Genomic DNA, 23,847 nt, shown 5'->3' with positions numbered 1-23,847 from the left:
AATAAATAACGCATTAAGTTTATTTACTTAAATTTTTAAATTGTTTTGAGAGTATTTTTTGATGATGGATACAAGAGAGGATGGCTGGGGTACCAGGATTCGAACCTGGGGATGCCAGGATCAAAACCTGGTGCCTTACCGCTTGGCGATACCCCAACAAAAAAGAAATGGTAGCTACGACGGGATTCGAACCTGTGACCCCAACATTATGAGTGTTGTGCTCTAACCAACTGAGCTACATAGCCATTGTATTTTCTTTACTGTGTGATTTTACTACTTGGTAGGATAATAGATGGCTGGGGTACCAGGATTCGAACCTGGGGATGCCAGGATCAAAACCTGGTGCCTTACCGCTTGGCGATACCCCATCCGAGAATATCTATTATTTATTTTCACTACGAAAATTAATTGCCTTTAAGATGGTTGGGGTACCAGGATTCGAACCTGGGAATGCCAGGATCAAAACCTGGTGCCTTACCGCTTGGCGATACCCCAATCTTAAATTCAATTTGTACCGAGAAGGAAAATGGTGCGGGAGACAAGACTTGAACTTGCACACCTTGCGGCGCCAGAACCTAAATCTGGTGCGTCTACCAATTTCGCCACTCCCGCAAAGAAATGGTGGCTATGACGGGATTCGAACCTGTGACCCCAACATTATGAGTGTTGTGCTCTAACCAGCTGAGCTACATAGCCATCTTTTTTTGCTTAACCTTCATCGGCGTTGCGGGGCGCATTATGCTAATTACAGGCAAGACAGTCAACAGCTTTTTGCACTATTTTTTAGAAAATGCGTCTGTTTGTTTGATGAATAATCATTTTGTCGATAAAGCCAGCAAAAAACAACCCCGAATTTGAAAAAATGTGATTTGTTATTATTAAGATGGTTAAAAATTACACTGGAATTTATTGCGCTATTTTGCTGTTTATCGATAAGAAAGAGCACAAAGCTAACTTTCTAATAATCTTTGGAGCAATTCCCCATTTAACATGGCGCGTTTTGTCAGCGCAAATGCACCAATTGCTGAATTATGAACCAGTTGTGAGGTAACAATCGGTAAGTTTTCACGGAAACCTTTTAATGCTTGGGTATCAATGCAGCTTTGAATGGCGGGTAATAGAACCTGCTCAGCTTCAGTAATGTCTCCGGCGATCACCACTTTTTCAGGATTAAACAAGTTAATAGTGATAGCGATGGCTTTACCAATTTGGCGTCCGACGTGTTGGATAACCTCGGTTGCCAGTGGGTCACCTTTATTGGCGGCTTGGCAAATATGGGTAATTGAACTGGTTTCAGGGGTTAATTGGCTCGCATAGCCCTGTTCTAAGCGCTGTTTCACGCGAGCTTCAATGGCTTGGTTGGAGGCGATGGTTTCTAAACATCCAAAATTACCGCAATGGCACAGGTCGCCTAGTGGGTCTACTTGGATGTGCCCAATCTCCCCAAGATTACCTCGATGATTAAGAAGGATCTCTTTATTAACGACTAAACCAGCTCCAGCGCCTCTATGAATGCGTACAAGAAGCGAGTCCTCACAATCTTGGGTAGCACCGAAATAACTCTCAGCGAGAGCTAGGCTGCGAATATCGTGCCCAACATAACAGGTGAGATTGAAATGCTGCTGTAGGTTATCAATCAGCTTCCAGTTATCCACTTTAATGTGTGGCATGTAGTGGACAATACCCGAATGCGGATTGACAAGTCCTGGCAATATCACCGAAATAGCAATCAGCTCACGGATGCGTCGCTGGTGCAGCGAGATAAAATCTTCAAGTGCCGCAATCAGTTTCTCTTCGACGATTTGCTGGGTGGGTTCTGTAATAGGGTAGTGACCGTCTGCCAGCATTTTGCCGCTAAGATCATACAGGGCGATTGTGGCATCGTAACGCCCCAAGCGTACGCCGATGGTGTGGAAATGTTTGTATTCGGAGACGATAGAGATAGCGCGACGGCCTCCGGTGGAGGCCTGCTGGTCTACTTCTTTGATTAAACCACGTTCGGGTAATTGGCGGGTGATCTTAGTGACACTCGCTGGCGCAAGCTGGCTCTGTTCCGCTATCTGAATTCTAGATATCGGTCCTTGTTGATCAATCAGGCTGTAAACGACAGCACTGTTGAGTTGTTTTACGAGATCAATATTACCAATTTGCTTTAGCGAGTGGCTTTGATTCATCAGCTAGTTACTCATTTTTATAGACTTCCTCTCCGTTTACATAAGTTGAAAGGACTTGGAAGTCTTGGTTAAAGGCAGTCAAGTTAGCCGTTTTGCCGGCTTCGATGGAACCTAATGTTGCCTCTACCCCAATGGCTCTTGCTGGGTAAAGGGTGGCCATTCTTAATGTTTCATCAAGAGGAATGCCAACATGTTCAACACTGTTTTTCACCGCATTAATCATGGTCAGGGAAGAGCCGCTCAGTGTGCCATTTTCATCGACACATAATCCATTGCGGTAGTATATGGTTTTACCTGCGAAGATAAAATGATCCATTTCACCTGTTTGGGGATCAATTCCCGCTGGTGCTGTCGCATCGGTGACTAAAACCAGCTTATCCCCTTTGAGTTGTTTACTATTGCGAATATTGGCCCATTGAACATGTAAACCATCCGCGATAATGCCTGCATAGACTTCAGGGGTATCGTAAATTGCGCCAACCAGACCAGGGCCACGACCAGAAATATATGGCATGGCGTTGAATAGGTGGGTTGATGCGCGAATACCTGAGCGGAAGCCTTGACGCGCTTCTTCATAGGTTGCATTGGAGTGACCTGCTGAAACCACAATGCCAGCTTCGGTGAGCTGGTGGATAAAGTGTTGCTCAACGACTTCAGGTGCGAGCGTGATCATGCTAATTGCGTCAGCATGTGCTGCTAAGTAATCCATCATTTCAATTGATGGCTTACGGATAAATTCTGGGTTATGAGTCCCTTTTTTAATCAAATTAATGTAAGGGCCTTCAATATGTAAACCAAGCGCTTGGTTCTTATTCTGTTTCAGATATTCAGTCATGACATCAACGCCATGCTTCATCAGTTCATCTGAACAGGTAATGAGAGTTGGCAGAAAGCTAGTACACCCCGCACACTCATTGGCTTTTTGCATGATTTCGAGGTTTTTCAATGTGACATTTTCTTCGTTGTCATTGAATTGCACGCCGCCACAGCCATTCACTTGGAGATCGATAAAGCCAGCCGATAGAATGGTACCTTTCAAATCTCTACGTTCGATATCGTGAGCGAGTTCGGATTCTGGGCACACCGCTTTGATGATTTCGCCATCAATAATGACTGCGTGGTTATCCAGTCTTTCGTGACCTGTAAAAATAATGCAATTAGTTAATGCGTACATAGCGTAAAACTCCTGACCGCGAGTAAAATGGGTCACCGACCCGCATCAGTATGGCGGGTCGGGTGTTCGATACTCTATCTATTTTAGTTACTTTTAGAGGCTCTAAAATAGAGTTGAGTATAAATTAATCAAATTGCTCGATATTCGAACATTCTAATTGTTTGAAATATTTGAGCGTTTTGACTTTCAATTCTAATGTTGCTGGCTCATCACAGACAATCAATGCTTTAGGATGTAGCTGCACACAGCTGATTGTCCATAAGTGGTTAACAGAACCTTCTACCGCAGCGTGAACGGCATCAGCTTTGTTTGCACCCGTCGCTAATACCATCAGTTCTTTCGCATCTAATAAAGTAGCAACACCCACAGTTAATGCATATTTAGGAACTTGATTGATATCATTATCAAAGAAACGGGAGTTAGCCTGGCGAGTTTCTGGCGTCAGCGTTTTGATACGTGTTCTCGAACTTAAAGAAGAACCTGGCTCATTAAACGCGATATGACCATCATTACCTACCCCACCCATAAACAGGTTGATTTGACCGTAGGATTTGATTTTGTCTTCATAACGTTGACATTCAGCGTCGACATCAGGTGCGTTACCATTGAGTAAATTGATGTTTTCAGCTTGGATATCAATATGATTAAAAAAGTTTTGGTGCATAAACGTGTGGTAACTTTGTGGATGATCTTTTGGAATACCAATGTATTCATCCATATTAAATGTCACGACATGCTTAAAGCTGACTTTACCTGCTTTATATAAGGCAATTAATTCTTTGTAGGTGGCAAGCGGTGTTCCGCCAGTCGGTAAGCCTAGAACGAAAGGGCGTTCAGCTGTCGGATTAAATGCGTTGATTTTATCAGCGATGTACTGTGCGGACCATACGCCAACATCATGAGCATTATTTAATGGGATAAGCCTCATGTACTTTTACCTCTAGTGTTTCTTTAAATTTATACTTGTAGGACCCCAAATCTCAATTGTGTTGAACATTTTCAACATTTTCTTATGACTGAGGTACTTGGGGTATATACAGCAAATCATATAAAAAACTTATTTTTAATAATAAAATAAGTTTTCGAGAATAGCTACTAATTTAGTCAATATTAGGTTTCTTTCGTTGACATTTATCACAGTTTCCAGCTATTTATTTTGTATCGCGAAAAAATTCATCTATTCTATGAATTGCTATAATTAAGCGACTTCGGATATATTTCCGATGCGTGAAAATAAGATCCTGAAATGGGACAAAAATAGAGCGATACAAAGGGGGAGTTTGTGAATATTCTTAGCTACTTACAGCGGATTGGTAGGGCGCTTATGGTGCCTGTCGCCGTATTACCAGCCGCCGCAATCCTTATGGGGATTGGTTATTGGATTGACCCAGATGGTTGGGGCGCCAATAGCGCAATCGCTGCGTTACTGATCAAATCCGGTGCAGCCATCATCGACAACATGTCCGTGTTGTTTGCGATTGGTGTTGCGTACGGAATGTCTAAAGATAAAGATGGTGCAGCTGCATTAACCGGTTTTGTCGGCTTCTTAGTGGTGACAACACTGTGTTCGCCTGCGTCCTACTCAATGATTATGAGTGTGCCAGTGGAATCCGTCCCTGCTGCATTCAATAAAATCAATAACCAGTTCGTGGGTATCCTTGTTGGGGTTCTCTCTGCTGAACTTTACAACCGCTACAGTGGCGTTGAGCTACCAAAAGCGTTGTCATTCTTCAGTGGTCGTCGCCTCGTCCCGATTTTAACCTCATTCCTGATGATCATCCTGGCATTCATTCTGATGTATGTTTGGCCGGTGGTGTATAACGGATTAGTGGCGTTCGGTGAAAGCATCAAAGACTTAGGTTCTGTTGGCGCGGGTATCTACGCTTTCTTTAACCGTCTATTAATTCCTGTTGGCTTACACCACGCACTGAACTCTGTATTCTGGTTCGATGTGGCGGGTATCAACGATATTCCTAACTTCTTAGGTGGCGCGAAGTCTATCGAAGCAGGTCTGGCAACAGTTGGGATTACGGGTCGCTACCAAGCGGGCTTCTTCCCTATCATGATGTTCGGTCTACCAGGTGCGGCTCTGGCTATCTATCACTGTGCACGTCCAGAAAATAAAGCCAAAGTGGCTGGTATCATGATTGCAGGTGCGTTTGCTGCATTCTTTACTGGTATTACTGAACCGCTTGAATTCTCATTTATGTTCGTTGCGCCAGTACTGTATGTGATCCACGCATTATTGACCGGTATTTCTGTCTATATCGCGGCAACAATGGAATGGATTTCAGGCTTCGGCTTCAGTGCGGGGCTGGTGGATATGTTCTTACAGACACGTAACCCACTCGCAACTCACTGGTATATGCTGATTGTTCAAGGCTTAGTCTTCTTCTGCATCTACTACGTGATTTTCCGATTCATGATCCGCAAATTCAACCTGTTAACGCCAGGTCGTGAAGTCAGCGCGGGTGATGAAACTGTTGATGGCTATGACGAAAACGTCAGCGATGCTCACAGCGATGAAAGCGAAATTCAAAAAGAAGCTCGTCAGTATATTGCAGCAGTAGGTGGTAGCGACAACATCGTTAACATCGACGCGTGTATCACGCGTTTACGTTTAGGCGTAAAAGATTCAGCGGTAGTCAACGACCCACTTGCTAAACGTATTGGTGCATCTGGCGTGATCCGCCTGAACAAGCAAAACGTGCAAGTGATTGTGGGAACTCGTGCTGAATTAATCGCTAAAGCGATGACAGAAGTGATGGCAAAAGGCCCTATTGCGGCATCTGCGCCAGCTGCGGCTCCAGAAAAAAGCCAGCAAACGACACCAGAAAAAGTAAAAGGTAACGCGGTACTATCGTTAATCGCACCAGTTAGTGGTGAAGTTTACTCACTGGATCAGGTTCCGGATGAAGCGTTCTCTAGCCGCATCGTCGGTGATGGTATTGCTATCAAACCAACCAGCAGTGAAGTGGTGGCGCCAGCCGCAGGGACAATTGTGAAAATTTTCCCAACTAACCATGCGTTCTGCCTCGAAACCGCGAATGGCGTTGAACTGATTGTGCATATGGGGATTGATACCGTTGCATTAAATGGTGAAGGCTGTGAGCGTTTAGTTGAAGAGGGTGCTGAAGTTGAAGCGGGCACACCGATTCTGAAACTCGACCTGCCATTCCTTGAAGCGAATGCAAAATCAATGATTAGCCCTGTTATCATCAGTAATATTGATGACTTCGCTGGCGTTGAAATTTTAGCGAAAGGTCAGGTTATTGCAGGTGAAACCGTTATTTATCACGTATTAAAATAATCTACGTATAGATAGAAAATAGCGAGCAGTACCTAGAAAATGCCAGCTTAATCAGCTGGCATTTTTTATCTAAATTATTCCGTAATTAATATCCAAAGCATTAATTCCTCAAGTATTAACTTTCGATGTATTAATTCCTATATTAATCAATCATGTATTCGGTATAACCGAATTTAATTTTTTGGCACTTATTACTATTTTATTTCTCTTATGGCTTATTTTCTTTGAGGTAAATTTCCCTTGTTGGCGAAGCGAAAAATCATTTAAGGAAATCGGTTGGTTAAAGGAAGCTGTTTTTAAAGGAATAAATAAGATGATGTCAAAAATAACGCTCGTGAGTGAAGCTAGCGAATATGTGTTTCAAAAAATGAACCATTTTTTTCAATGTTCAGGGAATCCGATTCGCATTCGTAGAATGAACAAAGAGAATTTAAAGTATTGCAATATCAGCTCGTTAGCAATGGAAGAGCCTTTAGATTGGCTTGAGTATCAAGAAATTGTTATGACCAAAGAGAGCTTTAGTTTCTGTTTTAAACTTATTAGCCGTAACCGAATTTTAGTCCGAATACCCGATAAAGCAGCGGGAGGTTGTGTCTGTAGCTATGACCCTCATTGCCGTCGAGCGACAATCGAAATACTGCAAAATTTTGAGAAAAACAATAAAGCATTAGATGGAAAAATGATGGTTTACTCATTGCTGAGTATTTTATTTTTTCTCATCAAGGTCGGGGGAGAGGGGGTCTATATTAATAACCCGGCTAACGAAGATCTTCTTGACTATTATATTGATGAATTGGGTTTTCAGGACGTCTTTAAAGATGGCAGCCTACTGTATAGCTCCAAGCAGCAACTGTTTAATCTCTTTGATGCGTTAAGGGAGCAGTGGAAACCCAAAGCAGGTCGAAACATAACAGACATACCTAATCAGAGTGAAGAGCGACTTGCGGATGAATTTATGCGTTTGATTATCAGTGTCGCTCAAGCGATTAAGCAGATGCCTAAGGCGCCGAAAGGGGAATCCGTTGGGAAATTTGCCGATGAATTTGATGTATGGCGAAAAAACTAATTGATTGAATTCACAGAGACTTGTAACTCAAAGGTTATATTTGTTAATTAATTTGGCGAAATCTCAAAGCGAGTTGTCAAATCTGCATAAGCACATGACGGTTCTCAAGGATAAGATAAAAACTCAACCATCTTTGAGGATCATCCTGTGGATTTACTACTTTGTTTATTTGGTTTTATTTCGGGGATCACAACAGCGCTATTCGGTTTTGGGGGCGGCTTTATTACGGTACCCCTGTTATATGCCTTAATTACCCTTGTTTGGGGACCCCGCCATGATGCCAGCGAAGTTGCGATGCAAATCGCCGTCGCCACATCTACATTTGTGATGATTTTCTCATCAAGCTTATCGAGCCGAGCACACTACCTGAAAGGGAATTTCAACTGGCAAATTATTAAACCTTTTATGCTGCCTATTTCAATTGGCGGCATTTTAGGTGCGCTCATCGCGCTATCGGTAGACAGTGAATGGATCCGCTGGATATTTATTGGTTATCTCATTATCACTATTCTCGATTGCTTTATTCGCCCCGGATTTATACAAACCCAATCAGAAGGTAATACGTTAATAAGAGGCAAATGCATTGAGGACACGCTCATCGGTACAGTGATCGGTACCGTCGCGGCATTTTTAGGCGTAGGGGGTAGTGTGATGACGGTACCTTTGATGCGTCGCCGTGGAGCGAGCATGTTGCAAGCGGCGGCATTTGCTAACCCGCTGACGTTACCGATGGCAATCACGGGCTCTTTGATTTACTTCTATTTTGCTATGGAAAAGCACCTTGAATTAGGCTCTGGTTTCTTAGGGATGATTTATATTAAAGGCGCCTTAATTTTGATTGCTACCTCGTGGCTAGGTATTCGGTTTGCTTCGTTTTTGATGCCCTACTTGAGTGATAAACGCCATGCTCAAAGCTATCCCATTTTACTGATGGTAGTTCTTGGGGTCATGCTATTCGTATAAATAGCCTATTTTTTGATAAAAATCCCCCTTTGCCATTGCTTTTGCTGACTAACCTTAATCAAACGGTTGTTTCTGGACGTATTATGGTAGAATATATTCGGTTACTATACGAATTTAGCGCGCTTTTGGCACTGAGGAACGATGACAATGAATGAGGCAGATGCTCGCCCAACTAACTTTATCCGTCAGATCATAGATGAAGATCTGGCGACTGGGAAACACACATCAGTACATACCCGTTTTCCACCTGAACCGAATGGCTACTTACACATTGGCCATGCGAAATCAATTTGCTTGAACTTTGGTATCGCGAAGGATTATCAAGGCCAGTGTAACTTACGCTTTGATGATACTAACCCGGTCAAAGAAGATGTTGAGTATGTGAACTCCATTCAAAATGACGTTCAATGGTTAGGTTTCCAGTGGAGCGGCAACATTTGCTACTCATCTGATTATTTTGATATTTTATATCAATACGCGATTGAGCTTATCAAAAAAGGCCTTGCCTACGTTGATGAATTAAGTGCGGATGAAATTCGTGAATACCGTGGCACATTAAAAGAGCCGGGTAAAAACAGCCCTTATCGTGAGCGCCTGATTGAAGACAACTTAGCGTTATTTGAAAAAATGCGCGAGGGTGGCTTCGAAGAAGGTAAAGCGTGTCTGCGTGCGAAAATCGACATGGCATCGCCATTTATGGTTATGCGTGACCCAGTGTTATACCGCATTAAATTTGCGGAACATCACCAATCCGGTAACAAGTGGTGCATCTATCCGATGTACGACTTCACTCACTGTATTTCTGATGCGCTGGAAGGCATTACACACTCACTGTGTACATTAGAATTCCAAGACAACCGCCGTCTGTATGATTGGGTGCTGGACAATATCACGATTGATTGCCACCCGCGTCAGTACGAGTTTTCTCGTCTGAATCTCGAATACACGGTGATGTCAAAACGTAAATTGAACCAATTAGTGACTGAAAAACACGTTGCTGGTTGGGATGACCCACGCATGCTGACCATCTCTGGTTTACGTCGTCGTGGCTATACTGCGGCATCAATTCGTGAATTCTGCCGTCGTATCGGTGTCACTAAGCAAGATAACAACGTGGAAATGGCGGCATTAGAATCTTGCATCCGTGATGACCTGAATGATTCAGCACCACGCGCAATGGCAGTTATCGACCCAGTTCGCTTAGTGATTGAAAATATGCCAGCAGGTGAAGAAATTCTGAAGGCACCAAATCACCCGAACAACCCAGAAATGGGAACTCGTGAAGTGCCATTTAGCAATGAGCTGTATATTGACCGTGCAGACTTCCGCGAAGAAGCTAACCGCCAATATAAGCGCTTGGTATTAGGTAAAGAAGTGCGTCTGCGTAATGCTTACATCATCAAAGCAGAGCGTGTAGAAAAAGATGCAGAAGGTAACATTACCACCATCTTCTGTACTTACGATGCAGGCACATTAAACAAAGATCCAGCTGACGGTCGTAAAGTCAAAGGTGTTATCCACTGGGTAAGTGCAGCACATGCACTGCCAGCGGAGATTCGTCTGTATGACCGCCTGTTTACTGTACCAAACCCAGCAGCCGAAGATGATTTCTTATCAGTGCTGAACCCAGAATCTCTGGTTATTCGCCAAGGTTTTGTTGAACCAAGCCTGCGCGATGCACCAGCAGAAAAAGCGTACCAGTTTGAGCGTGAAGGTTACTTCTGCGCAGATAACAAACTGAGCAGTGCGGATAAGCTGGTGTTTAACCGTACGGTTGGGTTGCGTGATACGTGGGCTAAGATTGAGTCTAACTAAATCCTCGTCATACTTCGCGCTGTAGCGGCGTTGGCTGCATTCGCTAACCCTAGTCACATACTTTTGTATTCTCCTAGGGATTAGCTCATTTGCCGCCTTGCTACAACGCGAATTATTTAGAGGATTGCTGAGATAGGTTTAAAAACAGCCTAAAAACAGCCTAAAAAAAGACCTCCAATTACTGGGGTTTTTTTGATGTGACTGATCACCCACAGAAGATTCAACGTTGGTTTGTGAAGTCTTTCAATCCATAGACCAATGCTTCTACCCAAGCTGCATAATCATGACCACTTGACCATGAATGGAAGCTGGTTTTGTAGTGTTTATCTCGCAAAACATGTTCAAGCTCTTGGCTATTAAGCCAAATGCCGCCATCAGCACCTTGGTTTTCAAATAACCCTGCTTGTATCCAGAAACTGATCGGATAATGCGGCGATTGCTGATATTGACGAGTTAACCATCCTGGCTTTTCACCTTCAGGCGCCCACCAGTATGAGCCTGATAGGCTCAGCACATGACGAAATTGGTTTGGATATCGCAATGCGACCCAGGATGATGCCAATCCTCCATAACTTGCGCCAGCCACAATCGTCTTTTCATTATTTATTTCAATACCATTTTTGCTCACCCAAGGTAGTAGTTCCAGTGCCATAAAATCAGCAAAAGCTTGATTTGGAGGGAGTTCCTTGGAGCGACGTTTACTATCCAAACTATCTATAAAGACAATATTAATCGGGGGTAATTGATGATTAGCAATCAAACCATCAATTACATTGGCGGTGTGATATTTATCCTGCCAAATTTGACCATCAAACAAAAATAATGTCCAACTAACAGGTGTTGTCGCTTTTGGGCGATAAAGAATGATTTCCCGACTATTTCCAAGGAAATTACTTTTTAATGTATGTCGAGTCAAAGGGCCATGGCGTATAGGCTGTTTCATTGTATCGCGGGTAAAATACCGTGAGGGTTTTAAATCAAGTAAAGATGAAGTGTTCCACTTATCATCATTTTCTATACTCATAGTCGTGGGATTTAAAGGATCGGCTTGTGCAGTGACCAAAATCGCACGGCGTTGTTCACGCGCATTGCCATCTACTTTAGGAACGTCAGGTGCCAATTGATATTGCATACGCGTATCAGCGGGTACCACATAGCTGCGAAACCAAACATCGGAGTCACCCAGTTTAAACATGGGATCATGATCGCCTGCCGGAGACCCTAAAATAAACACATTACCACGTGCTGCACGCCACAAAAAAGTGACTCGTTTATGAGATGTATCTACGGGTTCAATTAAAGGCGTACCGATGAGTTGCTGTTTTTTCCAAAATGCATCTGTCGTTCCTCCTGCTGCCAGCTCCTTTGCGAGTTGCTGTAAAGTAGGACTGACTGGATCAAGTTTTCGCATGCGATTGAGTGGCTGAGTTTCTATCATTTGCCAGCTAAACTGCCATTCGCTACCGCTATTTCCATATAACATTAATGATGAAACTTGCCCTGTCGGGGATGAAAAAAGTAGCGATTTTTCTCCATCAGCAGGTCCTGCTTCCAATAATGTGCGTAAATGATGGTTTTGCTGGTCGAGTAATTGTGCTCCTGTTGCCCCTTTTAGTGTGGCAGCAATATAGTTTTCATTAAGCGCTGGAAGCACAAAGCAAACCTTACCCTCGGTATCAAATATGCCTTCCTGAACCCCTTGGAGAGGTAGTTCTGTGCAAGGAGCGGCTATTGCGGGTACTGCACTCAAAGCGACCATTACGTAAAGCAAAACAGACTTCATGAGCCCTCACTTTCAAGTTAATCTTTATTATCAATGGGATAACAAAGGCTACATCTCAATTTGATATAGCCTTTATTCTTACTCTTTGTTTTACCAAGCGTAATCAAACGTGACAGTACCAGTACGGCCTATGCCATAAAAGCAGGCATCACTCATACCACAGGATGAAACATAATGTTTATCCATTAAGTTATTCACGTTTAACTGTATCGTTGCGCCTTTCAAAGAGGGCGAAATATTGGAAAGTTCATAGCCAATCATCGCATCGTAAAGCGTTACCCCAGGCACAGAAAAGCTATTATCCGCCCCTGCTTTGCTGGAACCGATATAGCGCACTCCCGCTCCCGCTTTCAGTCCATTCAGCATTCCTGAGTTCTCTTCATATTGCCCCCAGACAGAGGCCATATTTTTAGGAATACGAGGAAATTCTTTTCCTTTTTCCGCACTGTTTGATGTTTCAAGCACTTTGGTTTTGGTATATGAATATGCTGCTGTAACGGCAAATTTATCGGTAAGCTTACTGTTTATCTGGGCTTCCACACCTTTACTTTCCCCCTTGCCGATTAGCGTCATATAACCTAATTCAGAGTCGTATTTAGGAATGTTTTTTTGCTCAATATGATAGAGAGATAAGGTCGCCAGCGTTTTTTGGTCAGGAGTGAGGTACTTGATACCGATTTCTGTTTGTTTTGCTGTTTTAGGATCAAACGGCTTACTTTCTGGCTTTCTGTTGGTTGCAAGATTTGGCTCAAAAGAGGTGCTGTAGCTAATATAAGGGGAAATACCGTTATCAAATGAGTATAACAATCCAACTAAGCCTGTTAATTTGCCATCATTTTGTTGTGACCTGTCACTGATCGTTCTGTCTATCGTTTTGACTTCAATCCAGTCATACCGAGTGCTAGCTAATAAGTTCCAGTTATTCCATTCGATTTGGTCTTGAATATAAATACCGATTTGATCGCTTTTTTGCAGCTGGTCGGTGAATAGTGCCTGCTTGGATTCATCAATTTTCTGGTATTGGGGGTTACGCCAATCAATATCATAATTGCCGTTTCTGTCACGCCAAAACTGTTTGTCCTCTTTAGTCCATTTGTAATCGACGCCGACTAATAGTGTTTGATAAAGCCCCCCATTATCAATGTCGAAATTTAAATGGGTATCAACGCCAAATGTATTGAGTTTCGTTTTTTCGTGCTGAGCCATTCGTTTTAGTACATAAGGATAGTTTTTAGCTTCACTTGCTAAGGTGTTAAATACTAAGTAATTATATTTTTCATCAATTTCTGCGTAGCGTGCTTTTTGTACCAATGAAATTTTATCACTAAAATTGTGTTCAAATTCATACCCGATACTATGTTGTTTTTGTTTGGAAATATTATAGTCAGGATTGCTTATGTTGAAGTCTTGCGGAATTTTTCCTTCCGGGGTTGATTCAATCGTGCCAACTTTAGGAAGAAAATTTCGGTAACCATTTTTCGGTGAGTTTTGTAAGTAAGCCAGAAGAGTGAAAGTAGTGTCTTCATTTAGGAATGATATGGCGGGAGCGATGGCATATTTTTCTTCTTCATAGTCTCGAACCTGAGTGTCTTTCTTTTTTGCTAGGCCATTTAAACGGTAGAGGATATTTCCATCATCCGTTAGCTTGCCACCCAGATCAAAAAATCCTTCCGTTTTATTTCGATTACCGACCCGTAACTGAATTTTATTGATGCTCTGCGCGGTTGGTTTTTTGCTTGTCATGGCAATAACCCCACCAGGGCTTATTTGCCCATACTGCACAGATGCCGGTCCTTTAATCATCTCAATTCTGTCTAGAAACCAAGGCTCGGTTGTGCCCATGGACGAGGACGCATTTCCGCCAAAAGGAATGCCATCTAGAATTTTGTTCGCATAATCAAAACCGCGACTGAATACCTCATCATTACGATTTGAATCACCACGGTATTCGGTAACTACACCTGGTGTATACCTCAGTGCATCCACAACGGTTTCTGCCGCTCTGTTTTCTATTTGGGTTTTGGTCACCACATTCACCGTCTGTGGTATTTTCATTATCTGAGTTTCATTCTTCGTTGCAGAAGAAGTCGTTGTTGCAGTATATGAATCACTTGAGCTTGGTGTAGTCACAACCAGAACATCAGTTGCTGAAGCAGCGAATGGCGAAACTATTAACAGTGATAGCGCTGATAGCTTATTTTTATTTAACATAGCAATACCTGTTCATCCCTATTTTCAACGTGAAATTTAAGACGGTATGGAAACCTAGCAGTGCAAGTTTTCACACGATGGATATTTTTTGATTTGGTCAGGAGGGGATAAAAGTGAGTTTTTCTTTTACCGTTCATACTTACACCGATGTATTCTTCGACATCTCTGGCGTAAATATATCTGAATTAAATCAATGTGCTCTCAATGTGAAAATGTAAAGTTTTTAGATGAAAAACATATAGATGTGCAAGCTAATACATTAGCGTTCTATTATTTTCAAACTTTAACTCCGTATTCTATATGATAATAATAATCATTTAAATATTATATGATAATAATAATCATTAAGAATAACTTATGATAATTAATCAGTTTTTTATGTTTTAGAAAGTCAGCATTTCAATCAAATTGCTTTTTGAACAATGAGGCAACTATCAACTCATTTCATCAGCACATCTAATGCTTCGGCCTACATAGGGTTATAAGATTCGGATTGTGATTCTGATTGGCAGATATATTGGGTCAGGAAAATGGGGTTTCTCGATCGTGAAAAAGGCGCTTTCATTATCAGAGGTGTAAGGCGGGTCACGAAAGACAGCGACATAATGAAGCGCCCGCTAGCTATTGGGAGCGCTTTATTAATCGGGGGGATAGAGCGGGTTATTTGGCTGGTTTATCGACGTTATTTTTCAGTAAATCATGCAGATACTGATTGGCGCTGGTGACTTTACCTTGGGCATCGGTGACTCGGTACTCTTCTCCGGTGATAGAAGATTTTGATGCCACATTGTCAATAAACTGCTCTGTTGTCTGTAAGCGCTTTTCAGTTTTACCCAGCTTTAATCGTAAATGGGATTCAGCTTCTGGTGCAGAATGACCGGAACCATTACGCGTGAAGGTTAAATTCTGCTGCTTACCCAACTCCGTTAACAACGCTTCAGTACGCGTTTTCTCTTCAGGGCTTAGCGCAAGGGCTTTGGTGGTGACGAAAATAGTTAAAAAAATCACTAAGATGGAAGCAAAACGGCGAGAGGCTTGAGTCAGTAACGATTGCACAGGAAACGCTCCGATAAGTTAAGATTGGAGAGATTATAGGCAGCCGTGATGAATAAACTATCAGTAATAGTCTGAGAATCACGCTTTAAGACAAACTTAGGTTTTAAGGTATCAGTTAAGGCATAAAACGGTAGCCAATTCCCGTTTCAGTTAAAAGATGTACGGGGCGTGCAGGGTCATTTTCCAACTTCTGGCGTAAATGCCCCATATAAATGCGTAGATAATGATTATGTTCGACGTAACTCGGTCCCCAGACTTGTAGCAACAAATGGCGCTGAGTGAGCACTTTTCCGCTATTGGCAACGAGTTCACTGAGTAGGCGAAATTCAATCGGGGTGAGGTGCAACTCTTCACTGCCTTTAGTCACGATGCGGTTGATAAAATCCACCGTAACATCGCCAAATTGAAAAGTAGGGCTTTCTTGACCCGCTTTACCAAAACGGCGTAAAGCGACTCGGACACGGGCGAGCAACTCACTAATACCAAAAGGTTTCGTCAAATAATCATCGGCACCCGCATCGAGAGCGGCCACTTTCTGGGACTCTTCTTCACGAGCAGAAAGTACGATCAACGGAATACTGCTCCATTGGCGTAAATCACGGATCAAATCCAATCCATCACCATCAGGTAATCCGAGATCTAAAATCACTAAATCAGGCTGACGAGTGCCTGCTTCTATGAGCCCTCGCTGGTAATTTTCAGCTTCAAAAATTTTCCAGCCTTCACCCTCCAACGCTAATCGAACAAAGCGGCGGATCTCTTTTTCATCTTCAATGATCAGGATTTGATGGGAACTCACAGTTTGCTAGGTGCTCCTAAATTTCGTTTTCAATTTCAGGTAATGGCTTTAACGGCAAAATAAAATGGAAGCTGGCGCCACCTTTTTCATTATTTTCAGCCCAAATTTCCCCTTCATGGAGATGGATAATAGCACGACAGATAGCTAAACCTAAGCCAACTCCCGGAATTGCTGATTCTTTTTGTGCGCGGGAAAATTTATCGAAAATGGTTTTTTCTTGCCCATCGGGAATGGCATTGCTGGCATCCCACACTTCGATATGAGCTTTTTGTGATTCGATAGACGCTCTAATACCAATCGGAGTATCGCTATCACTGTATTTTATGGCATTTTCGAGCAAGTTAATGATGACGCGCTCAATCAAGTTACCGTCACAATACAAGAGTAAATCGGCTGGAATATCAATATCAAGTGGGTGACTATCTAAAGTGTAGTCCAAGATGCGAACTGCGCTGCTCGTAATTTCTTGCAGAGATTCCCATTCCAAATTGGGGTGGATCCCCCCAGATTGTAAGCGAGCCATATCCAATAAATTATTCACTAATCGCGAAGTGCTTAATACCTGTTGGCGCATCTGGCTGACTTGTGCGGTGAGCGGTGAATTTTCGGCTGATAACTCCAGCATCAAAATTTCGCTTTGACCAAATAAAACAGTCAGTGGCGTTTTGAGGTCATGGGATAGGGCTGCCAGCAGTGAATTTCGTAATTGCTCCCGTTCAACATCCAATTTGGCTCTTTCTGCTTGTTTGGTCAGTTGCAGGCGGGAAAGGCTACTGGCGATTAACCCGGTAAAGGTTTGCAGCATACGTTGCTGCTCGGGGATCAATAATTGGCGAATATTACGCGGCTCAATGGCGAGCACGGCAAGGGTTTCATCCGCCGTTGTGATAGGCTGTAATTGGTACGGCACGCTGGGAAGTGTGTCCGTCCCTGCACCAGCGGGCTGGCGCTTATCAAAGCTCCATTTTGCGATAGCTTTGTCGATTTGCAACTGGCTATAACCTTCGCACTGTAATGGCGTCAGTTGGTTATTTTCATCAGGGAGTAACAAACAGGTTTTTGCCTGAAATGCATTGTTTAAAAAGTGATAGCCTGTTTTGCCGATATCTTCCGTGCTGAGGGCTTGACCTAGCTCTTTGGTCATTTCATATAAATGGCGCGTGCGTTGTTCTCGATAACGCGCAATTCTTGCCTGGTAGCGCATACCCGCGGTGAGATTCCCGACAACCACCCCCACAATCAGCATCACAGTGAACGTAACCAGATACTGCATATCCATAATTGCTAATGAAAAATGGGGCTGAACGAAAAATAAATCGAAACTGATCACGTTGACTAACGCGGCGAAAACAGAAGGGCGACGACCGTAAAATAGCGCGACTAATACCACGCCCAATAAATAGAGAGTGACTAAGTTGGCTTTATCCAGTGCCAATAAGAAGGTTCGAGAGAATAGGGTGATGGCTGCACACATGGCGATCGCCATTAAATAGCCATTGACATCAGAGCGCCATTTTTCGGTAAACGGCTTTCTTTCTGGCTCTTTATCCCAATCGCTTTTTTCTTCAAGGGCGACAATGATCAAATCTAAATCAGGTCCGAGTTTACCGAGTCTATCGGCAAAACCTTGGTGTAAATTGAATTTATACCATTTGCGGTGTTTATCGCGTCGGCCGATCAAAATTTTACCGAGATTATGTTCCCGTGCGTAGCGCAAAATGGCTTTTTCTTCATTAGGATCAGAAAGCGTGGTGGTTTCTGCACCTAAATCTTGAGCTAACCTCAAGGCTTTTAAAATGGCACGGCGCTGATTTTCAGGAAGTTGGTGTAATGTTGGCGTCTCTACATACACCGCATGCCAAACACTGCCGAACTTAGCGGCAAGGCGAGCAGCAGCGCGAACCAGTTTTTCATTGCCCGTATTATGCCCGATACACAGGAGTAACCCATCGCGGGTATGCCAAACGGGGGCTTCACCTTTACCATCGCGAAATTCACGCATTTGATCATCAACGCGATCAGCCGTGCGGCGCAGGGCTAATTCCCGTAAAGCAATTAAGTTACCTTTACGGAAGAAATGCTCGATAGCACGTTCAGCTTGCCCCGGAATATACACTTTGCCTTCTTTTAAACGTTGGCGAAGGTCATCTGGAGGCAAATCCACTAAAACCACTTCATTGGCGGCATCAAAAATATGGTCAGGCACCGTTTCACGCACGCGGATACCGGTGATGCTGCCGACAATGTCATTTAAGCTTTCAATATGTTGAACGTTAACGGTGGTGAGAACGTCAATACCTGCATCCAGTAATTCTTCGACATCTTGCCAGCGTTTAGGGTGGCGGCTGCCATTTGGATTACTGAAGGCAAGTTCATCCATCAAGATAATGGCAGGATGCCTTGCCAATGCAGCATCAATATCGAAGGCGTGCAGACGACGCCCTCGATGGCTGATTTTTAATGGAGGAAGTTGAGGGAGCCCATCCAGTAGCGCGGCGGTTTCTTCTCGTTCATGAGTTTCGACCACGCCAATCAGCACATCTAACCCTTGTGCTCGAAGGCGTTGTGCTTCTTGCAACATGGCGTAAGTTTTCCCGACACCAGCACAAGCACCGAAGAAAATCTTAAGTTTGCCACGTCCACTTTCGTTTGCCTTTACCAACAGGTCATCTGGGTTTGGGCGGATAGGCTCCTGATTATTCATAACTGACCTCAGAGATTTTGGCTGTTAGCTTCCCGTTGATAGGTATCAAGGGCAAGGTTTAACTCTAATACGTTGACGACTGGCTCTCCTAAAAATCGAAACAGAGGAGATTGCGTATTGTCAGATATAAGCGATTTTACCTTGTCTATCGATAACTGTCTGTTTTTAGCAATACGCGGTGCTTGATATAACGCAGCGGCAACCGAAATATGGGGATCTAGCCCGCTGGAAGAGGCGGTCAGTAAATCCACAGGCAGAATATCACCACCATCGGGTTCATGCTGTTTCAATGCGACCGAGCGTTCAGTCAATTCTTTGGTTAACAGTGGATTACTGATAGCAAGGTTACTGCCACCGGAAGCCAGTGCGTTATAGGGCATTTCTGCGGTCACGGACGGGCGACCATAAAAGTAATTGTCATTTTGGTAAGACTGCCCAATCAACGATGAACCGATAATGCGATTATCTTGTAGGATCAGTGAACCCATCGATTGAGTTGGAAAAATGACATTAGCAAGCCCCGTCACGAGTAGCGGATAAGCAATCCCAGTTACCAGCGTTAACAGAACTAAAATCATCAATGAAGAACGAAACATGCTCATAATAGGCTCCTTAAATACCAAACAAGCTGATGAACATATCGATAAGTTTGATCCCCACAAATGGGACAATCAATCCGCCTAACCCATACAGGCTCAAGTTACGCTGTAAAAGTGATTGAGAACTCATTGGGCGATAATTTACCCCTTTTAATGCCAGTGGAATTAAGAACACGATAATCAAGGCATTAAAAATAACCGCCGACAGCAATGCCGATGCAGGTGAGTGCAAATGCATAATATTCAAGGCATTGAGCTGCGGCCATGTGACCGCAAAACAGGCCGGAATAATCGCGAAGTATTTGGCAATATCGTTGGCAATACTGAATGTGGTCAATGAGCCGCGAGTCATCAGCATTTGTTTACCAATATGCACCACTTCAATCAGCTTGGTTGGGTTGGAATCTAAATCCACCATGTTACCGGCTTCTTTCGCCGCTTGCGTACCCGAGTTCATGGCAACCGCTACATCTGCTTGTGCTAATGCAGGGGCATCGTTGGTGCCGTCTCCTGTCATGGCGACTAAGCGACCTTCCGATTGATATTGGCGGATTAACGCAAGTTTTGCTTCGGGGGTGGCTTCAGCTAAGAAATCATCCACGCCTGCTTCTGCCGCGATTGCCGCTGCGGTTAGGTGGTTATCCCCCGTGATCATCACAGTTTTGATCCCCATCGCACGCATTTGTGCAAAACGCTCTTTCATGCCGCCTTTGACGATGTCTTTGAGCGCCACCACGCCGAGAACCGTTTGGCTATCAACCACCACTAACGGTGTTCCCCCTGTCTGCGCCACTTGTTCAACAAGTTTGTCGGCTTCGACTGGGAATTTGCCGTGGTTAGCTTCTACATAGCGGCGAATAGCGTCAGCAGAACCTTTGCGGATCATGCGTTCGCCGACGTTTACACCGCTCATGCGCGTCATCGCGGAGAAGGGCACAAAGGTGGCGTTCATGGCGTGAATATCACGCTCGCGTAAATTGAATTTCTGTTTTGCAAGCACCACAATACTGCGCCCTTCAGGGGTTTCATCTGCCAGAGACGAGAGTTGAGCAGCATCCGCTAATTGTTGCTCCGAAACTCCACTTAACGGTAAAAACTCAGAGGCTTGACGGTTTCCGAGGGTGATAGTACCCGTTTTGTCCAGTAACAGGACATCAACGTCTCCCGCTGCTTCCACGGCACGTCCGCTGGTGGCAATTACGTTGGCGCCCAGCATACGACTCATGCCGGCAACACCAATGGAAGAAAGTAGCCCGCCAATGGTGGTAGGAATAAGGCAGATCAGCAGGGCAATCAATACAATGATAGACACTGCGCCGCCTGCACCTGCGTATTCCGTAGCAAACAAGGTGAATGGATATAACGTTGCACAGACTAAAACAAAGATAATGGTCAGTGCGGTTAATAAGATAGTGAGCGCGATTTCATTGGGAGTTTTACGGCGCTGTGCGCCTTCCACCATGGAGATCATGCGGTCTAAGAATGTTTCACCCGGGTTAACCGTACATTCGACGATCAGCCAGTCAGAAAGTACGCGGGTTCCTCCTGTGACTGATGAAAAATCGCCACCGGATTCACGGATCACCGGCGCGGATTCGCCTGTAATGGCACTTTCATCCACTGATGCGCCGCCTTCAATCACTTCGCCATCACAAGGGATGGTTTCCCCTGCACGGATCAGGACGATATCGCCTTTGCGTAGTTGGTCTGAACTGACCATTTCTTGTGGCGCATCAAGAGAGGCAGTCGCCAGTTTAGTTGCACGGCTTTGCTGTTTGACGCCTTTTAAACTCTGAGCTTGAGCCTTACTACGACCTTCCGCTAAAGCTTCTGCAAAGTTGGCAAACAGCACCGTAAACCATAGCCATAAAGTGACCATGCCACTAAACCAAGCATTGCCTTCACTATAGCCAGCGACCATCGCTATCCATAATAAAGTCGTAATAATACTGCCGATGTAAACCACGAACATGACTGGGTTACGCCATTGTGCTTGTGGTGTCAGTTTTTTAATGGCATCAATTGTCGATTGGCGAACCAGTTTGCTATCAAATAATTGTGTTTTTTGATTTTTCATTTTTTCACCCTCATTATGCCGCTAACCAAATTTGCAGATGTTCCGCGATTGGCCCTAACGCAAGCGCAGGGACAAAAGTCAGCGCACCAATGAGAAGAACTGTCATGATTAATAAACCGATAAACAGTGGACCGTGTGTCGGCAATGTCGCAAGGCTAGCCGCTTGTGGTTTTTTCACTGCCATAGAGCCTGCGATAGCTAATACAGGGAAAATCACACCGAAACGTCCGAGGAACATGGCTAATGCCAGCATCACGTTGTAATACGGCGTGTTCGCGCTTAATCCTGCAAATGCACTGCCGTTGTTGTTGGCTGCGGATGAGAAAGCGTATAACACTTCGCTAAATCCGTGAGCGCCAGGGTTAAGAATGCCGGCACGTCCTGCTTCGGTCATCAGTGAAATAGTGGTACCAAGTAGCACTAAAGTTGGCGTAACAAGAATTGCCAGTGCCACCATTTTCATTTCACGTACTTCGATTTTTTTACCGAGGTATTCAGGAGTACGACCAATCATCAATCCCGCTAAGAACACGGCAAGTAAAACAAACAGCAACATGCCGTATAAACCTGAACCGACTCCACCAAAGACAACTTCACCAATTTGCATCAGCCACATAGGAACCATGCCACCTAATGCAGTGTAAGAATCGTGCATTGAGTTCACAGCACCACAAGATGCCGCGGTGGTGACGACGGCGTATAACGCAGATCCTAATGTGCCAAAGCGGCTTTCTTTTCCTTCAAGGTTGGCTGTGCTGCTAGCGTGTAGCTCCCCTAAGAATGGGTTGCCGACATATTCTTCATGGATCACAACGGCGGCGGCAATCACGAAAATAATCGCCATTGCCCATAACAGGGCGTGACCTTGCTTGTTATCACAAACGGTACGACCAAAAGCAAAGCAAAGTGCCGTTGGAATAAGGAAGATAGCCAGCATTTGAACAAAGTTGCTTAATGCCGTTGGGTTTTCAAATGGGTGAGATGAGTTAGCCCCAAAGAATCCGCCACCATTGGTCCCTAATAATTTGATGGCTTCTTGGGAGGCAACAGGCCCCATTGGTAACAGTTGCGGCGCACTATCAAGGTTGTTACTCAAAACATAAGGGGAGAAGTTTTGAATAACCCCTTGGCTGACAAAGAATAACGCAAAAATAATGGCTAATGGCAGCAGGAGATACAGCGTGATACGCGCTAAATCAACCCAAGCATTACCAATCGTTTTGCTACCGTGGCGTGAAAATGCACGGATAAGTGCAAACACGACGGCTATCCCTGTCGCTGCCGAAAGGAAGTTCTGTACGGTTAACCCGACCATTTGGCTCAGATAGCTTAGGGTATTTTCCCCGCTATAAGATTGCCAGTTGGTATTGGCAACAAAACTAATTGCTGTATTAAAAGCTAAGTCCCAGCTCATTCCCGGATAATGCTGAGGGTTGAGTGGTAACGAGCCTTGGCACATTAAAATGACGAATAGTAAGCCAAAACCTAGCAGGTTAAATAGCAAAATGGCGATGGCATATTGCCAGTAATTCATCTCAGGGAGATCGCGCCCCACTTGTTTGATGCCGCTTAATCGCCAAAATACGGATTCACTTTTGGCAATAGCACGCGGCATATCACCATCAATCAGATAAGCAATAAAGTTGCCGAGTGGTTTTGCTAACAGCATCAGAACCAGTAAAAAACTGGCGATCAATAAAAACGCATAGGTGGCCATATCAGAAATTCTCCGCGTTGAGCAGGGCATAAATCAGATAAACCAGCAGTACAACAACAAGAACTGCCCCAGAAATGGAAAGTAGCGACATTGTTATCTCCTTATTATTTCCATTGCGCTAGGTTAGGCATTTGCTTGTAAAGAAGCTGATAAAAAAACAAGGTGGGGTGTAAAAATAGTATAAAAATGCCCAATTAAAATCGCCTCGTGATGATAGAGGGATTCTCTAAGTATAGTGTGTTAATTAAATGTAATTTATTTGTTTGTTTTATACGGTATCTTGCTACATTTTGTAATAAAGCAACGAAACTGAGTCAAAAAGTTAATTTATTTTATATTTAAGTGGTCAGATGAGTAGTTTAATTACACAAATTGCGCTATTATAGATTCCGTTAATGA

16 protein-coding genes and 6 tRNA genes are annotated in these 23,847 nt (G+C 43.9%); 4 read left to right on the top strand and 18 right to left on the bottom strand.

What is annotated here, in order from left to right:
- Positions 1 to 81: 81 nt before the first annotated feature.
- From GKR61_RS16010 to nagB, 9 genes are all read right to left on the bottom strand, one after another.
- A tRNA-Gln gene (locus GKR61_RS16010) sits at positions 82 to 156 on the bottom strand.
- Between the two features lie 12 nt (positions 157 to 168).
- Positions 169 to 245 (bottom strand) — tRNA-Met (locus GKR61_RS16005).
- A gap of 48 nt (positions 246 to 293) precedes the next feature.
- Positions 294 to 368 (bottom strand) — tRNA-Gln (locus GKR61_RS16000).
- Between the two features lie 52 nt (positions 369 to 420).
- A tRNA-Gln gene (locus GKR61_RS15995) sits at positions 421 to 495 on the bottom strand.
- Between the two features lie 32 nt (positions 496 to 527).
- Positions 528 to 612: transfer RNA gene (locus GKR61_RS15990), tRNA-Leu, on the bottom strand.
- A 7-nt stretch (positions 613 to 619) separates the two neighbouring features.
- A tRNA-Met gene (locus GKR61_RS15985) sits at positions 620 to 696 on the bottom strand.
- Between the two features lie 254 nt (positions 697 to 950).
- Positions 951 to 2,174: a DNA-binding transcriptional regulator NagC gene (gene nagC / locus GKR61_RS15980; protein ID WP_154639900.1), complete on the bottom strand. Its 1,224-nt coding sequence runs from the start codon at positions 2,172 to 2,174 to the stop codon at positions 951 to 953.
- 7 nt (positions 2,175 to 2,181) lie between these two features.
- The gene (gene nagA / locus GKR61_RS15975) at positions 2,182 to 3,348 is read right to left on the bottom strand and encodes an N-acetylglucosamine-6-phosphate deacetylase (protein ID WP_154639899.1); all 1,167 of its coding nucleotides are present in this window, start codon (positions 3,346 to 3,348) and stop codon (positions 2,182 to 2,184) included.
- 124 nt (positions 3,349 to 3,472) lie between these two features.
- A complete protein-coding gene (nagB, locus tag GKR61_RS15970) occupies positions 3,473 to 4,276 on the bottom strand; it encodes a glucosamine-6-phosphate deaminase (RefSeq protein ID WP_108479370.1) in 804 nt (267 codons plus the stop codon).
- A 354-nt stretch (positions 4,277 to 4,630) separates the two neighbouring features.
- Between nagB and nagE the strand changes: the two genes are divergently transcribed.
- The 4 genes from nagE to glnS all read left to right on the top strand — a co-directional run bounded on the left by nagE (position 4,631) and on the right by glnS (position 10,502).
- Positions 4,631 to 6,658, top strand: coding sequence for an N-acetylglucosamine-specific PTS transporter subunit IIBC (gene nagE / locus GKR61_RS15965; protein ID WP_036947622.1), 2,028 nt, complete (start codon positions 4,631 to 4,633; stop codon positions 6,656 to 6,658).
- Between the two features lie 313 nt (positions 6,659 to 6,971).
- Entirely contained in the window at positions 6,972 to 7,724 is a 753-nt protein-coding gene (locus GKR61_RS15960) for a hypothetical protein (protein ID WP_154600181.1), read from the top strand.
- 147 nt (positions 7,725 to 7,871) lie between these two features.
- Positions 7,872 to 8,687, top strand: a complete 816-nt coding sequence (locus GKR61_RS15955; protein WP_036947618.1) for a sulfite exporter TauE/SafE family protein — start codon at positions 7,872 to 7,874, stop codon at positions 8,685 to 8,687.
- A 147-nt stretch (positions 8,688 to 8,834) separates the two neighbouring features.
- On the top strand, positions 8,835 to 10,502 hold the full coding sequence (gene glnS, locus GKR61_RS15950; protein ID WP_154639898.1) for a glutamine--tRNA ligase: 1,668 nt from the start codon (positions 8,835 to 8,837) through the stop codon (positions 10,500 to 10,502).
- A 220-nt stretch (positions 10,503 to 10,722) separates the two neighbouring features.
- Here the strand turns inward: glnS and GKR61_RS15945 are convergent, their stop codons facing one another.
- The 9 genes from GKR61_RS15945 to kdpF form a co-directional block, all read right to left on the bottom strand.
- The gene (locus GKR61_RS15945) at positions 10,723 to 12,285 is read right to left on the bottom strand and encodes an esterase family protein (protein ID WP_154639897.1); all 1,563 of its coding nucleotides are present in this window, start codon (positions 12,283 to 12,285) and stop codon (positions 10,723 to 10,725) included.
- A 90-nt stretch (positions 12,286 to 12,375) separates the two neighbouring features.
- Entirely contained in the window at positions 12,376 to 14,496 is a 2,121-nt protein-coding gene (locus GKR61_RS15940) for a TonB-dependent siderophore receptor (RefSeq protein WP_154600183.1), read from the bottom strand.
- Positions 14,497 to 15,156: 660 nt separating this feature from the next.
- The gene (locus GKR61_RS15935; RefSeq protein ID WP_230085019.1) at positions 15,157 to 15,552 is read right to left on the bottom strand and encodes a DUF5329 family protein; all 396 of its coding nucleotides are present in this window, start codon (positions 15,550 to 15,552) and stop codon (positions 15,157 to 15,159) included.
- A gap of 115 nt (positions 15,553 to 15,667) precedes the next feature.
- Positions 15,668 to 16,351: a two-component system response regulator KdpE gene (kdpE, locus tag GKR61_RS15930; protein ID WP_036947840.1), complete on the bottom strand. Its 684-nt coding sequence runs from the start codon at positions 16,349 to 16,351 to the stop codon at positions 15,668 to 15,670.
- Between the two features lie 16 nt (positions 16,352 to 16,367).
- Entirely contained in the window at positions 16,368 to 19,055 is a 2,688-nt protein-coding gene (gene kdpD / locus GKR61_RS15925; protein WP_036947837.1) for a two-component system sensor histidine kinase KdpD, read from the bottom strand.
- An 8-nt stretch (positions 19,056 to 19,063) separates the two neighbouring features.
- The gene (gene kdpC, locus GKR61_RS15920) at positions 19,064 to 19,657 is read right to left on the bottom strand and encodes a potassium-transporting ATPase subunit KdpC (RefSeq protein ID WP_036947836.1); all 594 of its coding nucleotides are present in this window, start codon (positions 19,655 to 19,657) and stop codon (positions 19,064 to 19,066) included.
- Between the two features lie 10 nt (positions 19,658 to 19,667).
- Positions 19,668 to 21,731 (bottom strand): potassium-transporting ATPase subunit KdpB, encoded by a 2,064-nt coding sequence (gene kdpB, locus GKR61_RS15915; RefSeq protein ID WP_036947835.1) that lies wholly within the window; start codon positions 21,729 to 21,731, stop codon positions 19,668 to 19,670.
- 13 nt (positions 21,732 to 21,744) lie between these two features.
- Entirely contained in the window at positions 21,745 to 23,448 is a 1,704-nt protein-coding gene (gene kdpA / locus GKR61_RS15910) for a potassium-transporting ATPase subunit KdpA (RefSeq protein WP_036947830.1), read from the bottom strand.
- A gap of 1 nt (position 23,449) precedes the next feature.
- Complete coding sequence (gene kdpF / locus GKR61_RS17985; protein ID WP_071524944.1) at positions 23,450 to 23,539, bottom strand: K(+)-transporting ATPase subunit F; 90 nt, start codon at positions 23,537 to 23,539, stop codon at positions 23,450 to 23,452.
- Positions 23,540 to 23,847: the final 308 nt, after the last annotated feature.

Origin of the sequence: Providencia sp. wls1916 (assembly GCF_009706585.1) — a bacterium.
Classification (GTDB): Bacteria; Pseudomonadota; Gammaproteobacteria; order Enterobacterales; family Enterobacteriaceae; genus Providencia; species Providencia lanzhouensis.
The sequence above is the reverse complement of the archived record's forward strand: the minus strand, read 5'-3'. Positions and strand labels throughout refer to the sequence as shown.

Coding starts and splice junctions, on each gene's coding strand:
- GKR61_RS15960 (WP_154600181.1), top strand. CDS start 6,972: ATGATGTCAAAAATAACGCTCGTGAGTGAAGCTAGCGAATATGTGTTT.
- kdpD (WP_036947837.1), bottom strand. CDS start 19,055: ATGAATAATCAGGAGCCTATCCGCCCAAACCCAGATGACCTGTTGGTA.
- kdpB (WP_036947835.1), bottom strand. CDS start 21,731: ATGAAAAATCAAAAAACACAATTATTTGATAGCAAACTGGTTCGCCAA.
- kdpC (WP_036947836.1), bottom strand. CDS start 19,657: ATGAGCATGTTTCGTTCTTCATTGATGATTTTAGTTCTGTTAACGCTG.
- GKR61_RS15940 (WP_154600183.1), bottom strand. CDS start 14,496: ATGTTAAATAAAAATAAGCTATCAGCGCTATCACTGTTAATAGTTTCG.
- GKR61_RS15945 (WP_154639897.1), bottom strand. CDS start 12,285: ATGAAGTCTGTTTTGCTTTACGTAATGGTCGCTTTGAGTGCAGTACCC.
- nagC (WP_154639900.1), bottom strand. CDS start 2,174: ATGAATCAAAGCCACTCGCTAAAGCAAATTGGTAATATTGATCTCGTA.
- nagB (WP_108479370.1), bottom strand. CDS start 4,276: ATGAGGCTTATCCCATTAAATAATGCTCATGATGTTGGCGTATGGTCC.
- kdpA (WP_036947830.1), bottom strand. CDS start 23,448: ATGGCCACCTATGCGTTTTTATTGATCGCCAGTTTTTTACTGGTTCTG.
- kdpF (WP_071524944.1), bottom strand. CDS start 23,539: ATGTCGCTACTTTCCATTTCTGGGGCAGTTCTTGTTGTTGTACTGCTG.
- glnS (WP_154639898.1), top strand. CDS start 8,835: ATGAATGAGGCAGATGCTCGCCCAACTAACTTTATCCGTCAGATCATA.
- nagA (WP_154639899.1), bottom strand. CDS start 3,348: ATGTACGCATTAACTAATTGCATTATTTTTACAGGTCACGAAAGACTG.